This is a genomic window from Candidatus Methylobacter oryzae (assembly GCF_003994235.2).
GTDB lineage: Bacteria > Pseudomonadota > Gammaproteobacteria > Methylococcales > Methylomonadaceae > Methylobacter_A > Methylobacter_A oryzae.
On the sequence record NZ_RYFG02000121.1, the window covers coordinates 289,377 to 306,531 of the forward strand.

Annotated in this window: 15 protein-coding genes; 10 read left to right on the forward strand and 5 right to left on the reverse strand. The window is 49.6% G+C overall.

Annotated features, from left to right (window positions below):
- Window positions 1-44: 44 nt before the first annotated feature.
- Both EKO24_RS22045 and EKO24_RS22050 read right to left on the reverse strand, forming a co-directional pair.
- Window positions 45-386, reverse strand: coding sequence for a zinc ribbon domain-containing protein YjdM (locus EKO24_RS22045; RefSeq protein WP_127026674.1), 342 nt, complete (start codon window positions 384-386; stop codon window positions 45-47).
- A gap of 168 nt (window positions 387-554) precedes the next feature.
- Window positions 555-1,343: a hypothetical protein gene (locus tag EKO24_RS22050; RefSeq protein WP_127026673.1), complete on the reverse strand. Its 789-nt coding sequence runs from the start codon at window positions 1,341-1,343 to the stop codon at window positions 555-557.
- Window positions 1,344-1,913: 570 nt separating this feature from the next.
- Here EKO24_RS22050 and EKO24_RS22055 point away from each other — a divergent pair.
- The 9 genes from EKO24_RS22055 (at window position 1,914) to EKO24_RS22095 (ending at window position 12,264) form a co-directional block, all read left to right on the forward strand.
- The gene (locus tag EKO24_RS22055; protein WP_127026672.1) at window positions 1,914-3,059 is read left to right on the forward strand and encodes an efflux RND transporter periplasmic adaptor subunit; all 1,146 of its coding nucleotides are present in this window, start codon (window positions 1,914-1,916) and stop codon (window positions 3,057-3,059) included.
- A complete protein-coding gene (locus tag EKO24_RS22060) occupies window positions 3,056-3,715 on the forward strand; it encodes an ABC transporter ATP-binding protein (RefSeq protein WP_127026671.1) in 660 nt (219 codons plus the stop codon). The genes EKO24_RS22055 and EKO24_RS22060 overlap by 4 nt, the downstream gene beginning before the upstream one ends.
- Window positions 3,716-3,787: 72 nt before the next feature.
- A complete protein-coding gene (locus EKO24_RS22065; protein ID WP_127026670.1) occupies window positions 3,788-4,168 on the forward strand; it encodes a GxxExxY protein in 381 nt (126 codons plus the stop codon).
- A 41-nt stretch (window positions 4,169-4,209) separates the two neighbouring features.
- Complete coding sequence (locus tag EKO24_RS22070) at window positions 4,210-5,415, forward strand: ABC transporter permease (protein ID WP_127026669.1); 1,206 nt, start codon at window positions 4,210-4,212, stop codon at window positions 5,413-5,415.
- A 200-nt stretch (window positions 5,416-5,615) separates the two neighbouring features.
- Window positions 5,616-6,809 carry an ABC transporter permease gene (locus EKO24_RS22075; RefSeq protein WP_127026668.1) on the forward strand — a complete coding sequence of 398 codons (1,194 nt, stop codon included), beginning with the start codon at window positions 5,616-5,618 and terminating at the stop codon, window positions 6,807-6,809.
- Window positions 6,810-7,099: 290 nt separating this feature from the next.
- Complete coding sequence (locus EKO24_RS22080) at window positions 7,100-10,486, forward strand: EAL domain-containing protein (protein WP_127026667.1); 3,387 nt, start codon at window positions 7,100-7,102, stop codon at window positions 10,484-10,486.
- A 49-nt stretch (window positions 10,487-10,535) separates the two neighbouring features.
- Window positions 10,536-10,781 (forward strand): ABC transporter permease, encoded by a 246-nt coding sequence (locus EKO24_RS22085; RefSeq protein WP_338324041.1) that lies wholly within the window; start codon window positions 10,536-10,538, stop codon window positions 10,779-10,781.
- A 262-nt stretch (window positions 10,782-11,043) separates the two neighbouring features.
- The gene (locus tag EKO24_RS22090; protein ID WP_136949081.1) at window positions 11,044-11,565 is read left to right on the forward strand and encodes a hypothetical protein; all 522 of its coding nucleotides are present in this window, start codon (window positions 11,044-11,046) and stop codon (window positions 11,563-11,565) included.
- A 24-nt stretch (window positions 11,566-11,589) separates the two neighbouring features.
- Window positions 11,590-12,264: a hypothetical protein gene (locus EKO24_RS22095; protein WP_127026665.1), complete on the forward strand. Its 675-nt coding sequence runs from the start codon at window positions 11,590-11,592 to the stop codon at window positions 12,262-12,264.
- A 107-nt stretch (window positions 12,265-12,371) separates the two neighbouring features.
- Here the strand turns inward: EKO24_RS22095 and EKO24_RS22100 are convergent, their stop codons facing one another.
- The 3 genes from EKO24_RS22100 to EKO24_RS22110 form a co-directional block, all read right to left on the reverse strand.
- Window positions 12,372-13,550: an MGDG synthase family glycosyltransferase gene (locus EKO24_RS22100; protein WP_127026664.1), complete on the reverse strand. Its 1,179-nt coding sequence runs from the start codon at window positions 13,548-13,550 to the stop codon at window positions 12,372-12,374.
- 20 nt (window positions 13,551-13,570) lie between these two features.
- Complete coding sequence (gene lplT, locus EKO24_RS22105; RefSeq protein ID WP_127026663.1) at window positions 13,571-14,797, reverse strand: lysophospholipid transporter LplT; 1,227 nt, start codon at window positions 14,795-14,797, stop codon at window positions 13,571-13,573.
- 341 nt (window positions 14,798-15,138) lie between these two features.
- Entirely contained in the window at window positions 15,139-15,933 is a 795-nt protein-coding gene (locus EKO24_RS22110; protein ID WP_127026662.1) for a UDP-2,3-diacylglucosamine diphosphatase, read from the reverse strand.
- Between the two features lie 510 nt (window positions 15,934-16,443).
- On the opposite strand from EKO24_RS22110, the gene EKO24_RS22460 reads away from it, so the two are divergent.
- Window positions 16,444-16,584: a hypothetical protein gene (locus EKO24_RS22460; RefSeq protein ID WP_154671607.1), complete on the forward strand. Its 141-nt coding sequence runs from the start codon at window positions 16,444-16,446 to the stop codon at window positions 16,582-16,584.
- Window positions 16,585-17,155 lie beyond the last annotated feature (571 nt).

The following is a 17,155-nucleotide window of genomic DNA, read 5'->3' on the forward strand; positions in this document are numbered from 1 at the left end:
TGGCGTAAAACGCCAATTCCTGAATGAGCTCGTTTTTTGTCTATTTAAGCTTTCTTGACAAACTCTGATTTAAGCTTCATCGCGCCGATACCGTCGATTTTGCAATCGATGTCGTGATCGCCGTCGACCAGACGGAGGATTTTGACTTTGGTGCCGACTTTTACAACCGATGACGATCCTTTAACTTTCAGATCTTTGATGACGGTGACGGTATCGCCGTCTTGTAATACATTGCCGTTTGCATCTTTAACGATACGAACATCGGAAGTATCTTCGGATGGGGCATTTTTTGACCATTCATGTGCGCACTCGGGGCAGATATACATATCGTTATCTTCGTAAGTGAATTCCGAGCTACATTTGGGACATTTGGGGAGACTAGTCATTGCTTTCCTTAATAAAAGTTGTTTCAACCTTGATGAACACAAGGTCGATTAAAATCGGCATAATGCCAGATTTTGGCTTTTTTTTCCATCTTGCCCAATAAATCCTTTATAAATCATCAGTGTATGGCTGACCGGCAACGAAAGCCGGAAATGAATTTATATTTAAGGTTAATCCGCCTTGTCTACCTTAACCGAAATATGCATCTGGCTTTTATCGGATTGGCGGGTATTGACCAACGCACCGTTGGCGTTGTGGTTAATGCTCTCGCCGGCTGCCCCGAGTTCTACCCATTCGCCCAAATTAATCCTGATTGTCGATTGAGCATTCTGGGTCTCGATTTGCCCGAGCCCGTTCATTCTGTCCGACCACGGTGAAACGCTAAGAATGACTTGCTGTCCTGTCAATCTGGGCGTGACCGTAAAACCGGTTGTTGCTTCTGAATATTCCGTTGTCGTAGGGTAACCGTAGCCTGAAAAGTTCTGTCTCGGATACATATTGCCGATTCTAATCTGGGCCGGGACGCCTTCCATCGTTCTAACGGTTTGAGTGCTTTCATTATCGCCTTTATCTTGCGTTTGATACAAATGGCCGATCATCCTGCCGCCGACGGATACAGACGAATCATTAGTCCGGACGTTCATTTGAGCCCTGGCGACCGCGTTAAGTTCATCGGCGGTGGTTTGCCTGCTTTGGATGACGGTGATCAGCAGATTGCTCTGGCGTACATCCAACTGGCTGATGATGGCCTTGATTTCGTCTAGCTTGTCCGGCGTCGTCTTGACCAGTAGATTGGAACCGTTATCGACAAGCTGAGCGGTGTTGCCAAGCAACGGCGCGAGCAAGGGCACTATCTCGAATGCGGGCCGATTATTTAACGGGACCACTTCGATAACCGTTTCTGCAACAGCACGGCTGGCGAGCAGGGCGAGTAAAATCAATGCGAAAAGTTTGTTCAAGGCGATGCTCCGGTACGGTAACCATTAATCGCTATGGTATAACGTTATTAGGACTACCCGAAATTCTTTTTAAGATGCTTATCCAGAGCATTAATACAAATACTACAGTCGCTGTAATTCGTTAAGATACATTGATAGGCAACTAAAAAGAGAAGTCGGCAATTGCTCCTGCATTCCCCACAGGGATGCGGGGAATGCAGGGAAATGACTGGATCATTTCCTGTCCTGATGCCACGGATTTTACGGGTTGACACGGCAAGTACCCGGGTATCAGTTTTCAAGTCGTGTTCAAAGTCGGAGTGCAGGCTTTGCCTGCTTTGCAAGCAGAGCTGCTTGCACTCCAAAATGCTGGAAAACTTTAGCGAAATTGCTTAAGAAGTTAGCCGCGTAAAAATCCGTGTCTTCCGTGTTCCATCTTTAAATTCATTAGCGATGGAATATAACAAACAGCAGGATTTGGGTAGAATGAACAGGCGTGTTTGTCCTGTTGATTCGTGAATTTTCTGAATCCTGGCGGCCAAATTAAATAAGCGTTTCAACCTCACTATTTTCGACGACCCAAACTTACTTATGATTGCAGCGGGCAAAAAAACACTGATTATCCTGATCGGCATTGCGCTGATTATTGCCGTTTACTTGTTTACCAAGCAGCCGAAACCGGTCGATGTTGAAGTCGTGACTCTTGAGCAAGGCGAAGTGAGGGCAACAGTGTCGAATACCCGCGTTGGTACGGTTAAAGCCTGCCGGCGCGCCTACCTGGCTCCGGCAACAGGCGGGCAGGTGGCCGAGTTGCATGTCAAGGAAGGCGACAAGGTGAAGCAAAACCAGCTATTGATGGAGATCTGGAACAAGGACCTGAAAGCGCAAGTCGCGTTGCAGGACGCTCAAATCAAGGCCAACCGGGCTAACGCCGAACAAGCCTGCCAGCTTGGCGCGGGCGCCGAGCGCGAGGCGGACCGCGCGTTACGCCTGCAAAAATTCAATCATATTATTTCCGAAGAACAGGTCGATATTAAAGCGACCGGCGCCCGCGCCAAGCGGGCATCCTGCAATGCGGCCCTTGAAGCCGTTGCCGTCAGCCAGGCCAGTCGCGATGCGGCTCAAGCTGCCGTTGAGCGTACCTTGGTCGTAGCGCCGTTCGACGGTACGGTGGCCGAAATCAACGCCGAGCTGGGCGAGTTCATCACGCCGTCGCCGCCCGGCATTCCGACCTTGCCCGCCATTGACTTGCTGGGCGTCAGTTGCTTGTACGTGTCCGCGCCGATTGACGAAGTCGATGCGCCGCAGATCAAAACCGGTATGAGCGCCTGCGTATCGCTGGATGCTTTTGCCGACAAACGCTGTTCCGGCACCGTAAGCCGTATCGCGCCGTATGTGTTGGAAAAAGAAAAACAGGCGCGCACCGTCGAAGTGGAAGTCAAACTAACCGATCCGAAAGATCTTAACGGTTTGCTGCCCGGCTACAGCGCCGATATTGAAGTCTTGCTGGCCAGCAAACCCCAAGCGCTCAGGGTGCCCGCCGAAGCGGTATTGGAGAATAACCGGGTTTTGGTCATGCGGCCGGACGGCGTGTTGGAAGAGCGCAGCTTCAAGCCGGGCTTGGTTAACTGGAATACCGTCGAAGTGCTGTCGGGCCTGAATGCCGGCGATAAAGTCGTGCTGTCGGTCGGCCGGGAAGGCGTCGTTGCCGGCGCTCGTGCCCGCGTAAAAAAATGATACGGCTGGAACATATCCATCGCTACTTCCAGGTCGGCGAGCAGGTCGTTCATGCGTTGAACGACATTAACATCACTATCGAAAAAGGTGAATACGTGTCGGTGATGGGGCCGTCGGGTTCCGGCAAATCGACGTTATTAAACGTAATAGCCCTGCTTGACCAGCCGAGTTCGGGCCGGTATTTGTTAAACGATCAGCCGGTTACGCAGCTCGACGATGATGAGCTCGCTAAAATCCGCCGTGAAAACATCGGTTTTGTATTCCAGTTTTTTCACCTGATTCCGCGTTTATCGGCGGCGGAAAACATTGAAATGCCGATGATACTGGCGGGCGTGGCGGCGAAGGAGCGTAAGCAACGGGTGCAAGAAGCGTTGGCCTCGGTCAGCCTGCAAGACCGCGCCGACCACAAACCTGACCAGCTTTCCGGCGGCCAACTGCAACGCGTCGCGATTGCGAGGGCGATGATCATGCGGCCGGAAATATTATTGGCCGACGAGCCGACCGGCAACCTAGACAGCAAATCCGGCAAGGAAATTATCGAGTTACTGGAAGGGCTTAACCGGCAGGGCGTGACGCTGATGATTATTACCCACGACCAGAATTTGGGCGACAGGGCGAGCCGGAAAATCCGTATTGTCGATGGGCGGATAGGGTGATGGGCAAGCAGCAGAACAATCGCTACGGGCATAGTTTTATTTTTGTCCACGAAAAGCACGAAAGGCACGAAAATGGATGAGGATATTTGCTATAGAGAAGAGTGTTATCAGATACAAGGCGCCGTGTTTGACGTGTATCGTGAAATGGGCTGTGGCTTTCTTGAGGCTGTCTATCAAGAATGCTTGGGAAAGGAAGTATCAAAACGCAAGATTCCCTTTATCGAACATCAGGAGCTGAAACTTTTCTACAAAGGTGAGATGTTACGACAAACTTATATCCCCGATTTTATTTGCCATGATTCTATTATTGTTGAAATTAAAGCGCTTTCTACCATAACCGGAGTTCATAAGGCGCAGGTACTCAATTACTTGAAAGCAACAGGGATGCGTCTGGGGTTGTTGGTTAACTTTGGTTGCCATCCGAAAGCAACAGTCGAGCGGATTGTATTATGAAGGTTTTTCGTGTCTTTCGTGCTTTTCGTGGACAATAAATCATGCTCATCAAAGACACTCTAACCCAATCCTTAGCCGCAATCGGCACCCAGCGTTTACGCGCCGGCTTGATTATCCTGGCGATGAGCATCGGCATTGCTTCGGTTTCGGTGCTGACGGCCTTGGGCGACAGCGCCCGGCGCTATGTGGTTAATGAGTTTGAAGCATTGGGCACGAACCTGGTTATCGTTCTGCCCGGCCGCACCGAAACCACCGGCGGCCAGCCGCCGCTGTTCGGCGAAACGCCCCGCGATTTAACGCTGGACGATGCCCAGGCCCTGTTTCGAAGCCGTCATATTGCCGCCATCGCACCGCTGACTATCGGTTCCGCGCCGGTTTCTTCGCTCGGTTTGGAGCGCGAAACGAATGTTGTGGGTTCGACGCACGCTTTGAGACGAGTGCGCCGTTTAACCGTGGCGCAAGGTAGTTTCCTGCCCGAAACCGAGGCTGATAAAGCCTTGCCGGTTTGCGTGATCGGCCAGACCATACGCAACGAATTGTTTGCGAAGCAAGCGGCGCTGGGACAATGGCTGCGGATCAATGACCGGCGTTTCCGGGTGATCGGCGTACTGGCCTCGGAAGGGCAATCGGTCGGCATCGATTTTGACGAGATCGTGATTATTCCGGTGGCGTCCGCACAGGCCTTGTTCGATACCTACTCATTATTCAGGATATTGGTTGAAACCAAATCCAAGCCGGATATGTACAAAGCGGCCGATGAAATCAGGGCCATCGTCAAGGCACGCCACGAAGGCGAAGACGACGTTACGCTGATTACCCAGGACAGCGTGGTCAGCACGTTCGACAAGATATTGACCGCGCTGACGCTGACCGTGGCCGGCATCGCCGGAATCAGCTTGTCGGTGGCCGGCGTGTTGGTGATGAACGTGATGCTGGTCAGCGTTACGCAACGCACGGCCGAGATCGGCTTGCTGAAAGCATTGGGCGCGACCAAGCGGCAGCTGTTGTGGCTGTTTTTGTCCGAAGCGGCGATGTTGTCGCTGGCCGGCGCGGTGCTGGGCGTGATGTTGGGCTATATCACCTTGGGCGTGTTGCAGGCTTTATACCCGGATTTTCCGCTGCAATTGCCGCCTTGGGCCCTGCTTGCCGCATTGGCGGTAGCGTTGATGACCGGTTTGTTGTTCGGCGTCTTGCCGGCCAGGAAAGCGGCCAAGCTCGATCCTGTTGCGGCCCTGGCGAAGCGGTAGACGAAACGCGGATGACGCGGATTGGACGGATTTTTTCTTATAGAACCCGAGGTTGGTGCGGTGATGGAAAGCCTTCTCCAGAGGGGGGAAACGTCGCTTTACTGACCCTGGACTCTACATTACTTTTTATCCGTGCTTATCTGTCAAATCCGTGTCATCCGTGTTCCATTAGTTTTGACTAAACGAATTTATATATTTTCATGCGCTACTCCGATCTCATCTCATTATCTTACCGGACAGTGACCAGCCATAAACTGCGCTCGGCGCTGACCGCGTTGGGCTTGATTATCGGCATTGCGGCAGTGGTCGTATTAACGTCGATAGGGCGGGGCATTCATACCTTTGTGCTGTCCGAATTTACCCAGTTCGGCACCAACCTGATCGGCGTGCGTCCCGGCAAAACCACGACCTTTGGCGTATCCGGCGCAACGATCAGCACGGTCAGGCCATTGGTCATGGCCGACGTGGTTAGCTTGAGCAAAGTGGAAAATATTATTGCCGCATCGCCTTCGGTCCAAGGCAACGCCCGTATCGAAGCCGGCGAAAAGCAGCGGCGCACGAATGTATTGGGCGTCGGTTCCGCAGTGCCGGAGATTTGGAAAATCAAAGTCAGTAGCGGGCGATTCCTTCCCGAAGAAAGCAATCCGCGCGCTTTCGCGGTGTTGGGCAATAAATTGGCGGCCGAATTGTTCGGCACGGCCAGCCCGCTAGGCCGGCGCATCAGGATCGGCAGCGACCGTTTCCGGGTTATCGGCGTGATGGAAAAGAAAGGCCAGGTGGTCGGCTTCGACATGGACGATACGATCTATATCCCGGCCGCGAAGGCGCTGGAGCTGTTTAACCGGGAAAGCCTGATGGAGATTCACCTGCTCTATAACAGCAACGCCGCAGTTGCCGAAGTGGAAAAGGCGATCAAGCGAAACCTGATTGCCCGGCACGGCAGCGAAGACTTTACCATCGTCACCCAGAACCAGATGCTGAAAAGCATGGATTCCATCCTGAATATCCTGACGCTGGCGGTCGCGGCCTTGGGCAGCATTTCTCTGCTGGTCGGCTCGGTCGGTATCTTGACGATCATGACGATTGCCGTTTCGGAGCGGGTTTCGGAAATCGGTTTATTGCGGGCCGTCGGCGCGGAACGGCAAACCATTTTCCAGCTGTTCCTGTGTGAAGCCTTGGCGTTAAGCGGGGCAGGCGGGCTTTGCGGCGTGTTGTTGGGCATCGCGATAGTCCGAATCCTGGACGCCGCGCTACCCGCGTTGCCGGTGGAACTTGCTTGGGGCTATATCGTTGCGGCGTTCATCGTCTCATTGCTGATAGGCATGGCCGCCGGCGTAGCGCCGGCTATGAAGGCTGCGAGGTTGGAGCCGTTGGAGGCTTTACGCACGGAATGATTGGGTTTTTTTATAGATGAAGTATATTTCAAAAGGCGAGAGCAATAGCCTAGCTAAACAATCCTTGGGGAAAATGTAATCAATTATCTGAGGCCCTCCCAGATAGCTGACTATTAACGCAATAGGCTATATGCTTTCCAGTAGAAATTAATATAGTTAAAATTTCCCTGATAACCTGATAAAAGCGTTTCTGATGAAATTCATAAAACGCGATGCTTTTCGCTTTTAGCCTTCTTTGCCAAACAAGCCGGTCGAAGAAACCAAATAAAACTTGTAATGAAAAATTTTAAATGAAGTTTACGATCAACAAACGTAGTAGTTTCATCGCGATGGCAACAGCCAGCTATTCGATACTGGCCCTGGCATGGATTTTTTTAACGGATGAATTGTTAAAGGTCTTTGTTGATATAGACTCGTTATTTTGGTTATCGACCGCAAAAGGGGTTTTTTTCGTCATCACATCAGCGGCAATGTTCTTTCTGGCTTTACGTGCAGTTCCTCCCGCTCAAGAGAATAGTTCATCCACTTGTTGGGATGCGGTAACCCATGCTCTAGTTCCCGAAAGCCGAACCCACTGGTTAATGTATCTATTCGCTATTGTCATCACGGTAGCCATGCTCGCCGTGCGCGAAAGCCTCGCTGTTCAATTCGAAAATAGGTCTTTGCTGATTTTATTCATGTTCCCAATTATTCTTAGCGCATTGCTAGGTGGTTTTGGACCTGGTCTGGTTTCGTCCTTTATCGCGGCTTGGGGCGTTAATTACTTTGCCATTCCCCCCCTCCATACTTTCGTTATCTCTGCTAAACATGACCTGCTTCAATGGTTGTTTCTGATAATCAACGGCGTAGCGGTCAGTTTGTTGAGTGAAGTTTTGCGCCGCTCGCTGACTAAGGCGGAGTTCAATCAGCGCTTGCTGAATGTGGTTGTGTCCGGCACTTCCGATGCCATTTTTGTGAAGGACATTCAGGGACGCTATCAACTTATCAATGCTGGGGCTGCTGCCATCGTTGGCAAAACTCCGGAATCCATCTTGGGGCGTGACGATTATTTTCTATTTCCGGAAGCGATCGCCAAAGAATTGATGGCTAGAGACCTGGAGATATTGTCTGGGTCTTTTGAACAATCCTATGAGGAGCATATTGTCACTTGTGATGGCAAGGAATTCGACTTCTCGGTCATTAAGGGACCTGTCTTCAATCAGGCTGGCCAGGCAGTCGGGCTGTTTGGTATTAATCGGGATATAACCGAACGGAAACAAGCCGCGGCAACTTATCGGTCGCTATACGACAATATAACGAATAGTGTTGCTCATTGTCGTGTAATCTTTGAACAAAATATACCGGTTGACTTAGAGTATATTTCCGTTAACCCGGCTTTTGCCGAAGTCTCAGGCATTCGTGAGAATCCCGTGGAGCGTCGGATCAGCGAGTTGATACCAGGCTATTGCGAGAATAACCGGGAGTCGCTTGAGGTTTTCGGTCGTGTTGCTTTAACCGCCGAACCGGCGAGATGGGAGCATTATTTAGCCGAACTGGATCGATGGTTCTCTTTTTATATTTTTGCCACCGCTACCGATAAAATAACCATCATCTCGGAAAATATTTCCGAACGTAAGCGTGCCGAAAAGAAACTCCAGCTTGCCGCCAATGTTTTTTCCCATGCCCGAGAAGGTATTATGATTACGGAAGCAGAAGGGACAATTATTGACGTTAACGATGCTTTTAGCCGTATTACCGGTTTTAGCCGGGATGAGGTTTTGGGGAAAAATCCACGCATGCTAAGTTCCGGCCGGCATGAAAAAGAGTTCTATGCCGTTTTTTGGCATGCTCTGCGCGAACAAGGTTGTTGGGGCGGCGAAATATGGAATCGCCGTAAAAACGGCGAAATTTATGCTGAAATGTTGACAATCAACAGCATTAAGGACGATCAGGGCATTACCCAACAATACGTTGCATTATTTTCCGATATTACGGATTTCAAAGAACACGAGAAACAGCTTGAATATATCGCCCATTATGACGCATTGACGCAATTGCCTAATCGCGTACTACTGGCAGACCGCATTTTCCAATCCATGCATCATGCGCTTCGGCATGAACAATCTTTAGCCGTTATCTATCTTGATCTTGACGGTTTTAAACTCATCAACGATAAACACGGGCATGATGTTGGGGATCAATTGTTGATTTCCGTGGCGGCAAAAATGAAAGAATCGCTACGAGAAGGCGATACTCTTGCCCGTCTCGGCGGCGATGAATTCGTTGCCGTGCTGCTTGACTTGGATTGCATAGAAGTTTGCCTGCCGATCATCAACCGCTTGTTGGAAGCCGCCGCTCATCCGGTGACGGTCAATAATCTTAAGCTCCAGGTTTCCGGCAGCCTTGGGGTTACTTTTTATCCCCAATCTCATGAGGTCGATGCGGATTTGCTATTGAGGCAAGCGGATCAGGCCATGTATCACGCTAAATTGAAAGGCAAGAACCGTTACCACGTTTTTGATACCGAACAAGATAACGATATTCGCGGCTATCATGAAAAAATTGAGCGTCTTCGACTCTCATTAATTAATCGTGAATTCGTATTGTATTACCAACCCAAAGTAAACATGCGGACAGGTGAAATTATCGGAGCCGAAGCACTGATCCGCTGGCAACATCCGGAACTAGGACTTGTGCCGCCAGCGGATTTTTTACCGTTAATCGAAGATCATCCTTTAGCCGTCGAAATCGGCGAATGGGTGATCGATGCAGCTCTGACCCAAATGGAGTTTTGGCGTCTCGATGGCTTGGATATACCGGTAAGCGTCAATGTCGGCGCGTATCAGTTACAAAATTCAAATTTTGTTGAGCGCCTGTGCGAAATACTTGAGCAACATCCCCGGATTAGCCCTAGCCGCCTGGAATTGGAAGTACTTGAAACCAGCGCATTAGAGGACATTGCCCAAATTACCCAAATTATGGAGGCTTGCCGGGAGCTTGGGGTGACGTTTGCACTGGACGACTTCGGTACCGGCTATTCATCTTTGACATACCTTAAAAAACTGCCTGTTACCTTGCTTAAGATAGACCAGAGTTTTGTTCGGGACATGCTGGATGACCCCGATGATCTCGCAATTCTTGAAGGCGTGTTGGGTATGTCTTGCGCCTTCCGGCGCCAAGTCATTGCGGAAGGCGTCGAAACAGCCAAGCATGGGCAAATGTTGCTAGAGTTAGGTTGTGAACTAGCCCAGGGTTATGGCATAGCCCGGCCAATGCCTGCCGATGCAATGCCTGCTTGGTCTGCTAACTGGCGTATTGATCCAACCTGGATAAACGTTTTTGCTGTCAGCCGAGAAGATCTGCCTTTAATTTTCGCAAGAGTCGAACATCGAGCGTGGATTCTAGGCATCGAAAATTACGTTAACGGTCTTTGCGAAATACCGCCAACGCTGAGCGAAGACGAATGCCGGCTAGGAAGCTGGTTAAAGAACGCCGGATTAGCGAATTATGGCGAGGAGACAAACTTTCAACGCATAACACTGCTTCATCATCGGATTCATGAGCTAGCCAAGGTTTTTTTAGAAAGTTATGCCAAGAAAGACAGGAATCCAGATATACAATTAGCGGAGCTTCATAGGCTGAAGGATACATTGATAGAATCTTTACATGCTTTGCAAAAAGGCGAGAAAACGGCATAGAGATTTTAATGTGTGGCTTGTCCGGTATTTTTAAAATTTCCAAAAGCGCATGGATTCTATTCTGAATATTCTGACCTTGGCGTTAAGCGGGGCAGGCGGGCTTTGCGGCGTGTTGTTGGGCATTGCGATAGTCCAAATCCCGGATACCGCGCTGCCTGCGTTGCCGGTTGAACTGGCCTGGGATTATATCGTTGCGGCGTTTATCGTTTCGTTGCTGATCGGCATGGCCGCCGGCGTGGCGCCGGCTATGAAGGCAGCGCGGTTGGAGCCGCTGAAGGCTTTAAGGGCGGAGTGATTGGAGGGGGCGTAATATACTGAGGTATATTTCTAGAGTTTAGGTTTGTATTCGACTCATCAGCGACTATCGCTCTAAAATAGCCTAATGACCGCAAATTGGTTTAATGTTGCTGTAGGATGCGGCGTGCCTCACCGAATCCTACGGCGCTATCCCCTCTTAATAAAACATACAACTACTTGATATTTTCATGTATCTACATAAAGCATCCACAGAAATAACTATAGGCTCAAAATTCGTTTTCACAGACTTTCCGAGTTTGATGAATAAGCATCTCATAAAGTTTCCGGGAGTTTCTAAATTGGAAGACATGGCAACTGCTCTGATTCTTAAAGGATTTTCATTTCCTGAGATGGAAAACTACATCAGATCCGTTTGCCGCTGGGGCAATTTTGCTGGCGTCGGTGGACGTGTCATAAAAAATAATACAAGAAAACAAATACAAAACGCTTTTGTTGATGCTTATGCACATTTAAATACCAGTTCGCCAAATGTATCCGCTGCTTTATCGAGTTTAAATCAACTTCATGGACTTGGTACTCCTTCGTTTGCATCTAAACATCTTCGTTTTCTAAATCCAGATATTTGCCCCGTCTATGACAGTATCCTTACCGATAAGCTCCCTTACTCATTTAGCCCAACAGGGTACTCTGAGTTTTCTGTTGATTGCCAAGAAATAGCAAGATTGCTAAATGCTGCAAAAATCGCTAATCCAGCAAGAACAACGCAATCATGGCTGGCGGCAGATGTTGAGGCGGCAATGTTTGCTTGCTTCTATTTGTGAAGTCCGTATGGCAATCAACTGCCCATGAATGTTAAATCAAGAAATAACGACAGAGACCGTTGGTGCTCGGATGATCCGGCTCCTGATTGTGACCTCTCTGATATTGAAACTGTTTCGTTACGTGCTAAGGCAATGCTAGTAAGGTCTACCTCGAATCTTGTTCGATCCGACTTCGTCCAGTTAAATGGGGCCGTGGTGATGTTGTCGGGTATGGACTACCATTACCGGAACTTTGTAAAATTGATTCAAAGCGACAACGCACAACCTCGGGGTTGCATAGAAGATTTACAGCATGAGGCAGTCGCGTGGGTCAATCGGATCGGCCAGTTCTACTACTTCTCTCAATCAAGGTTTGTCAATGAGCATTTGCCAAATATTCAAACACCAAGGATTGACAAAATACTTCCTTTTCGCATGAAACACACCGCCCATCGTTCCATTGATTCCCCGAAAAAAGAGGATTCGTCCTACCTCCAGGAATTTCAGGCCCTAGCATTTGAGAGGCACAGCAGAACATTATGGGTTCCGCGTCCTAGTCTGAGTATCGACAATATTGAAACGGCAACTCACTTGACACACTTCCTAGCTTTTCAGATTCCATTGAGTGATGGAAGTTACGCAGAATTTGCTCTTGAAAGAGACCATCCAGAGCTGATTATGGAAGGATATGAGATTCTCAGAAATCTACTCCGCAACTGATAACAATGGCTAATCTTTCAGTCAACTGGGCCATCTGTAAGCAGCGCCAGCAGGTTCCTTGCATCAATACCATGCCCACCATTAAGCACGTTTGTTTTCACTAACCCTCACTCCATCCCAGCCGCCAACACCATCGCCTCCCGCTGATTTTTATTAAACGATAACGGCGGAAGCCGATCTTCAAGCAAGGTATCGACAATGGTCGCCGAGGCATTGGGTTTGGCGAAACGCAAGGCGTTGAACCTCATCCGGGCCAACCTGTCCGGATCTTCCAGCAAGCGCTCCAGCTTAAACGGCAGGGTGGTCAAGTCGTTGCATTTGACTGCAATACCTTCTTCCAACAGATGATCGCTGTTTCTTTCCTCCTGGCCGGGAATCGGCGATACCACGCACATCGGCAGTCCGCAGGCGACGGCTTCGGCGGTTGTTATGCCGCCGGGTTTGCCGATAAAAATATCGGCGGTTTTCATCAGTTTGTGCATTTCGTCGGTGTAACCCAGCACCTTAAATTTATCGTTTCGTTTCTCGGTTAACCGCACAATGCGTTGTTGCAGTTCGTGGTTGCGTCCGCAGACGACTATCGTTTGCGCGTCGCTGTTCAGGCTCAGCAAGCGTTCGACCATGTACTCGGTCGGGCCTACGCCTAAAGCGCCGGCCGACAGCAGCAGGACCGGCTTTTCGGGATTCAATCCGCGTTGAATCCGTTCTTCGATGCGGTTGACGGGTTGTTGAAATACCGGATCGATCGGTATGCCGGACACGGTGATTCTGTCGCTCGGAATGCCGAGCATTTGCAGATGCGCCTTGGTTTCGTCGATAGCGACAAAATAGCGATGAAACGAACGCGACAGCCACATCGCATGAAAATCCAAATCCGTCACTACAATCGATAAACGCGCTTGCAATTGTTGGGTCGCAATCAGGTGGGAGATGATGCCGGCGGGCATGAAGTGCGTGCAGACGGTGATGTCCGGGGCGAAGTCGCGGATGAAGCGAACCAGCGGCTTGGTGTTCAGCCGGTCTATCATGTGCCGCATCCGGTCGGTATGCCAGGGTTCGTCGGTGGTTTTGTACCACCAGCCGAGAAAGTTCGGCGCGGAGCGCACCAGCGAGGTATAAAAGCTGGAATAAAAATCCCGGAACAGTTTGTTGGTGTATTGCAGCGCGTCGTTATTGACGACTTCGGCAACCCTGCCGTCGGCGGCAAAAGACTTTTCCAAGGCTTCGGCGGCTTTAATGTGGCCGGTTCCGGCCCCGGCCGACATAATTAAAACCCGCTTTTTCATCGGTCTGTCAGCGATGAATATTAATCCTGATCGTGAGTATGTTTTTTGTATATCCAACCCATTGTCGCGGATAAAAACAGTCCGAACACGACCACAACCGTATGCGCTGAAAGCCCGGCATCGATCATTAACGCATAAGCGCCAAGCATCAATAAAATGCTGAGGTTTTCGTTGAAGTTTTGCACGGCGATGGAATGCCCGGAACCCATCAGTTGATGGCCCCGGTGCTGTAACAAGGCATTCATCGGGATTACAAAACTGCCGGCCAAGGTGCCGATCACTACCAGTATCACCGCCGCAAGCTTCACGTCGCTTACTAATGCCATGCTTAGAATCACAAAGCCCATCACTATGCCCAACGGTAATACCTTCACGGCATGTTCCAGCTCCACTGTTTTAGACGCCACGACAGAACCGATCGCAAGGCCGATTGCAACCAAGGCCGTTAGTTGCGTGGCTTGCTCCAGATCGAGCTTTAATGCGACCGCAGCCCAGGCGAGAACGATTAGACGCAGGCTGGTTCCGATTCCCCAGAACAGCGAGGTTACCGCCAGGGATACTTGGCCCAACGGGTCTTTCCATAACAGCTTAAAACCATGCCAAAAGTCCAGCAGCAGGAATTTCGGCGAGCGGTTAGGCAGGCTGTGTTCAATGGCTAACTTGGGAATGAAATAGTTAAGTATTGCCGCTATGAAATAAAGGCCGAGGATCACGAGAATCGCGAATTCCGGAGCCGTATCGATGCCGCCGTTGAATTCAAGCGCTCCCAGTTGCTGAACGATTTGGTCCTCAACGCGATGACCGATCAATAAGCCGCCGAATACGGCGCCTAAAATAATCGAGGCAACGGTCAGGCCTTCCATCCAGCCGTTCGCCCATACCAATCTACTGCTGGGAAGATATTCGGTCAGAATGCCGTATTTAGCCGGGGAATATAAAGCCGCGCCGATGCCGACAAAACCGTAGGCGAGCAGCGGATGCATGCCTAATAACATCGTCGCGCAACCGACTATCTTCACACCGTTGCTGATGAACATGACCCGTCCTTTCGGTAACGCATCGGAAAATGCGCCGACGAACGGAGCGAGTACGATAAAGGCGATTACAAAGAATTGCTGTAATACCGGCGTTTGCCAGGAGGGAGCGTCCATGCTTTTAAGTAGAGCGATAGCTGCGAAAAGAAGAGCATTATCCCCCAGTGATGAAAAGAACTGTGCTGCAAGAATGGTGCTAAAACCGCGATTCATAGAATATTTGCCCTGTGCGACTCTGTGGAAAGCAGAACCTTTGCACTATAAGATGGTTAAATTGGATTATTTTATCAGCTACAAGCTCAAATCGGGATATGCGATTAGGTTTAATTGCTTAGTCTAAGGTGGATTAAGGTGAGAAGGACTTTTCTCTCGTTTTCACGGGTTCCGTGAGAATACAGAGGTCGGCCGCGATTTCAACCTTCATGCCTAAATGACGGTCTTGAACAAACTTGTGTTTTACGACGGGCGGGCCCTGCTGGAATGCAGTCAAGGCTTGTCCTGAGTCATGCCGAAGAGCGTGTTGCGCAGCAAGAGTGCTGACTCGGGACCGGCTATTACATTTCGGCTTCGAGTCTTTCATCTCTTTCATCATCGGCGATAGCGACTTCAACCTTATTCCACCGTATCAATTCCAACGTGCCGTTGAAGTGTTCCACTATTGCGGTACAACTCTCCACGAAGTCGCCGGTATTGATATATAAGAAGCCGTCGATGTCCTTGATTTCAGCGTGGTGTATGTGTCCGCAAATAACACCTTCGAGCTTTTGATCCCTGAGTGTGCTGACGATGCTTTCTTCATAATCGGAAATAAATTGGACCACGTTTTTGACCTTGAATTTAACAAAGGCGGCCAGCGAGAAGTTCGACTGCAAACCGAACCAACGCCTGACGATGCGCAGCAAGCGGTTAATTTCAATCAAAAAATCGTAGCCGTCGCTGCCGATTTTGGCGAGCCACTTATGGCATTTGGCGATGCTGTCGTATTCGTCGCCATGAACAACCAGGAACTGTTTCCCGGCCGACGTCAGATGCACATCCGAGTTTTTAACCGTAATGTCGCCAAAGACATAGCTGTCGTAATGCCTGACGTTTTCGTCGTGATTGCCGGGTACGTAAATGACCTGTGTGCCGTGCCGGGCTTTACGCAGGACTTTTTGAATGACTGTGTTGTGGTCTCTGGGCCAATACATTTTTTTCGAAAGCGACCAAAAATCGATAATGTCGCCGACCAGGTACAGTTTTTCGCTGTCGTTGTACTTTAGAAAGTCGAGTAAAACGTCGGCCCGGCATTGAGTAGAGCCAAGATGCAGGTCGGAAATCCAGATGGTTCGGTAAGTCGTGTGATTCATAATCAAACTTTGGCTCGCAAAGTAAGAAGGGCGATAACCGTTTGAACGGTATATGTTGAGTTTTTTGCGATTAGTTTTTCCGTGATCATCGGCATCGGTCATTCATTCCGAAAAGCGTCCAATAGAAATTGACAGGATTCAAATGTTAACAAACGTATATGAAAGTTATGTTACAAGCCCCGGAGTCTTGGCAGCGGTTGCGCTTCCTTGACTGAATTAAAGCAATTATTTCTGCCGGACAGCTGCTGTTGTTCTGTTGCTTTTATACAAAAAATCATAGCTGCCCGTCAGCAGCGGGCGCTTTGTTTAACGGTATCCGATGTTATGAATAAACTCTTTTTTTAAAGGCTAAGGCCGTTCCCAATAGGCTGTTGCAAATTAACAACTGTCAGGCAGGACGCGGGGTAGGGGGCTGAAACACGGACTCAATTAAACATCAAATCGCTTGTTTTACTCACATAAACGGAGGATTATTTGCGCTCGAATTAAGCAAATATTGGAGAACTGACAATGAAAATTATCACTGTATTGGTTTTGTTGGCGGCTCTTTTCGCGATAGCGGGAACCGCTTTTTTCCAGCTGTTTGTTTTATTGGCAAGCAGTCTGTTTTTTCACCACAATTACAATCGTCATATCTTCCGGCGAGGTTAAGTTCAAGGTGGGGCGTTCGGTTGCATTATCCGGTGCCGGGCATCCCGCCTTGAACGCAAGCCGTTCAAAGCCAAGCGAGTTAAAGCGGCTTGCCCAGTAAATTAACCTGCATATTCCTACCGTTACCCCCCCATGCCGAACTGAAACATCGGCGGCATCCTATCCCTCGGCAACAATCACTACGTTATCTTTGAATAGACGTTCAGGCCTTTATATTAAGTATCCGGCGTTATGTAGCGTCCACGAAAAGCACGAAAGGCACGACTGGCAGTCGGCCGCATCGGTTCCCTCGGCAACTGCTCCTGCGTTGCTAAACCACAGGGATGTGGCGAATGCAGAAAACGCAGGAGCGGTTTTTTGCCTACCTCCTGCGTCTCTGGCAGTCGTACCGATTGCGACACTTCCGCCATCCCTGGCAGTCGTAAAATCTGGAAAGTCTGCTTGCGATAAGTGCTGTTTAGTATGGTTCGCTATTTGAACAGCAAGTTTGTTATCAATCGACCGCGAATATTTCTGGGCTTTTTTAGTGCACGAAACCGGTTTATATCTCAAATTGGTGCAAATCCATTCC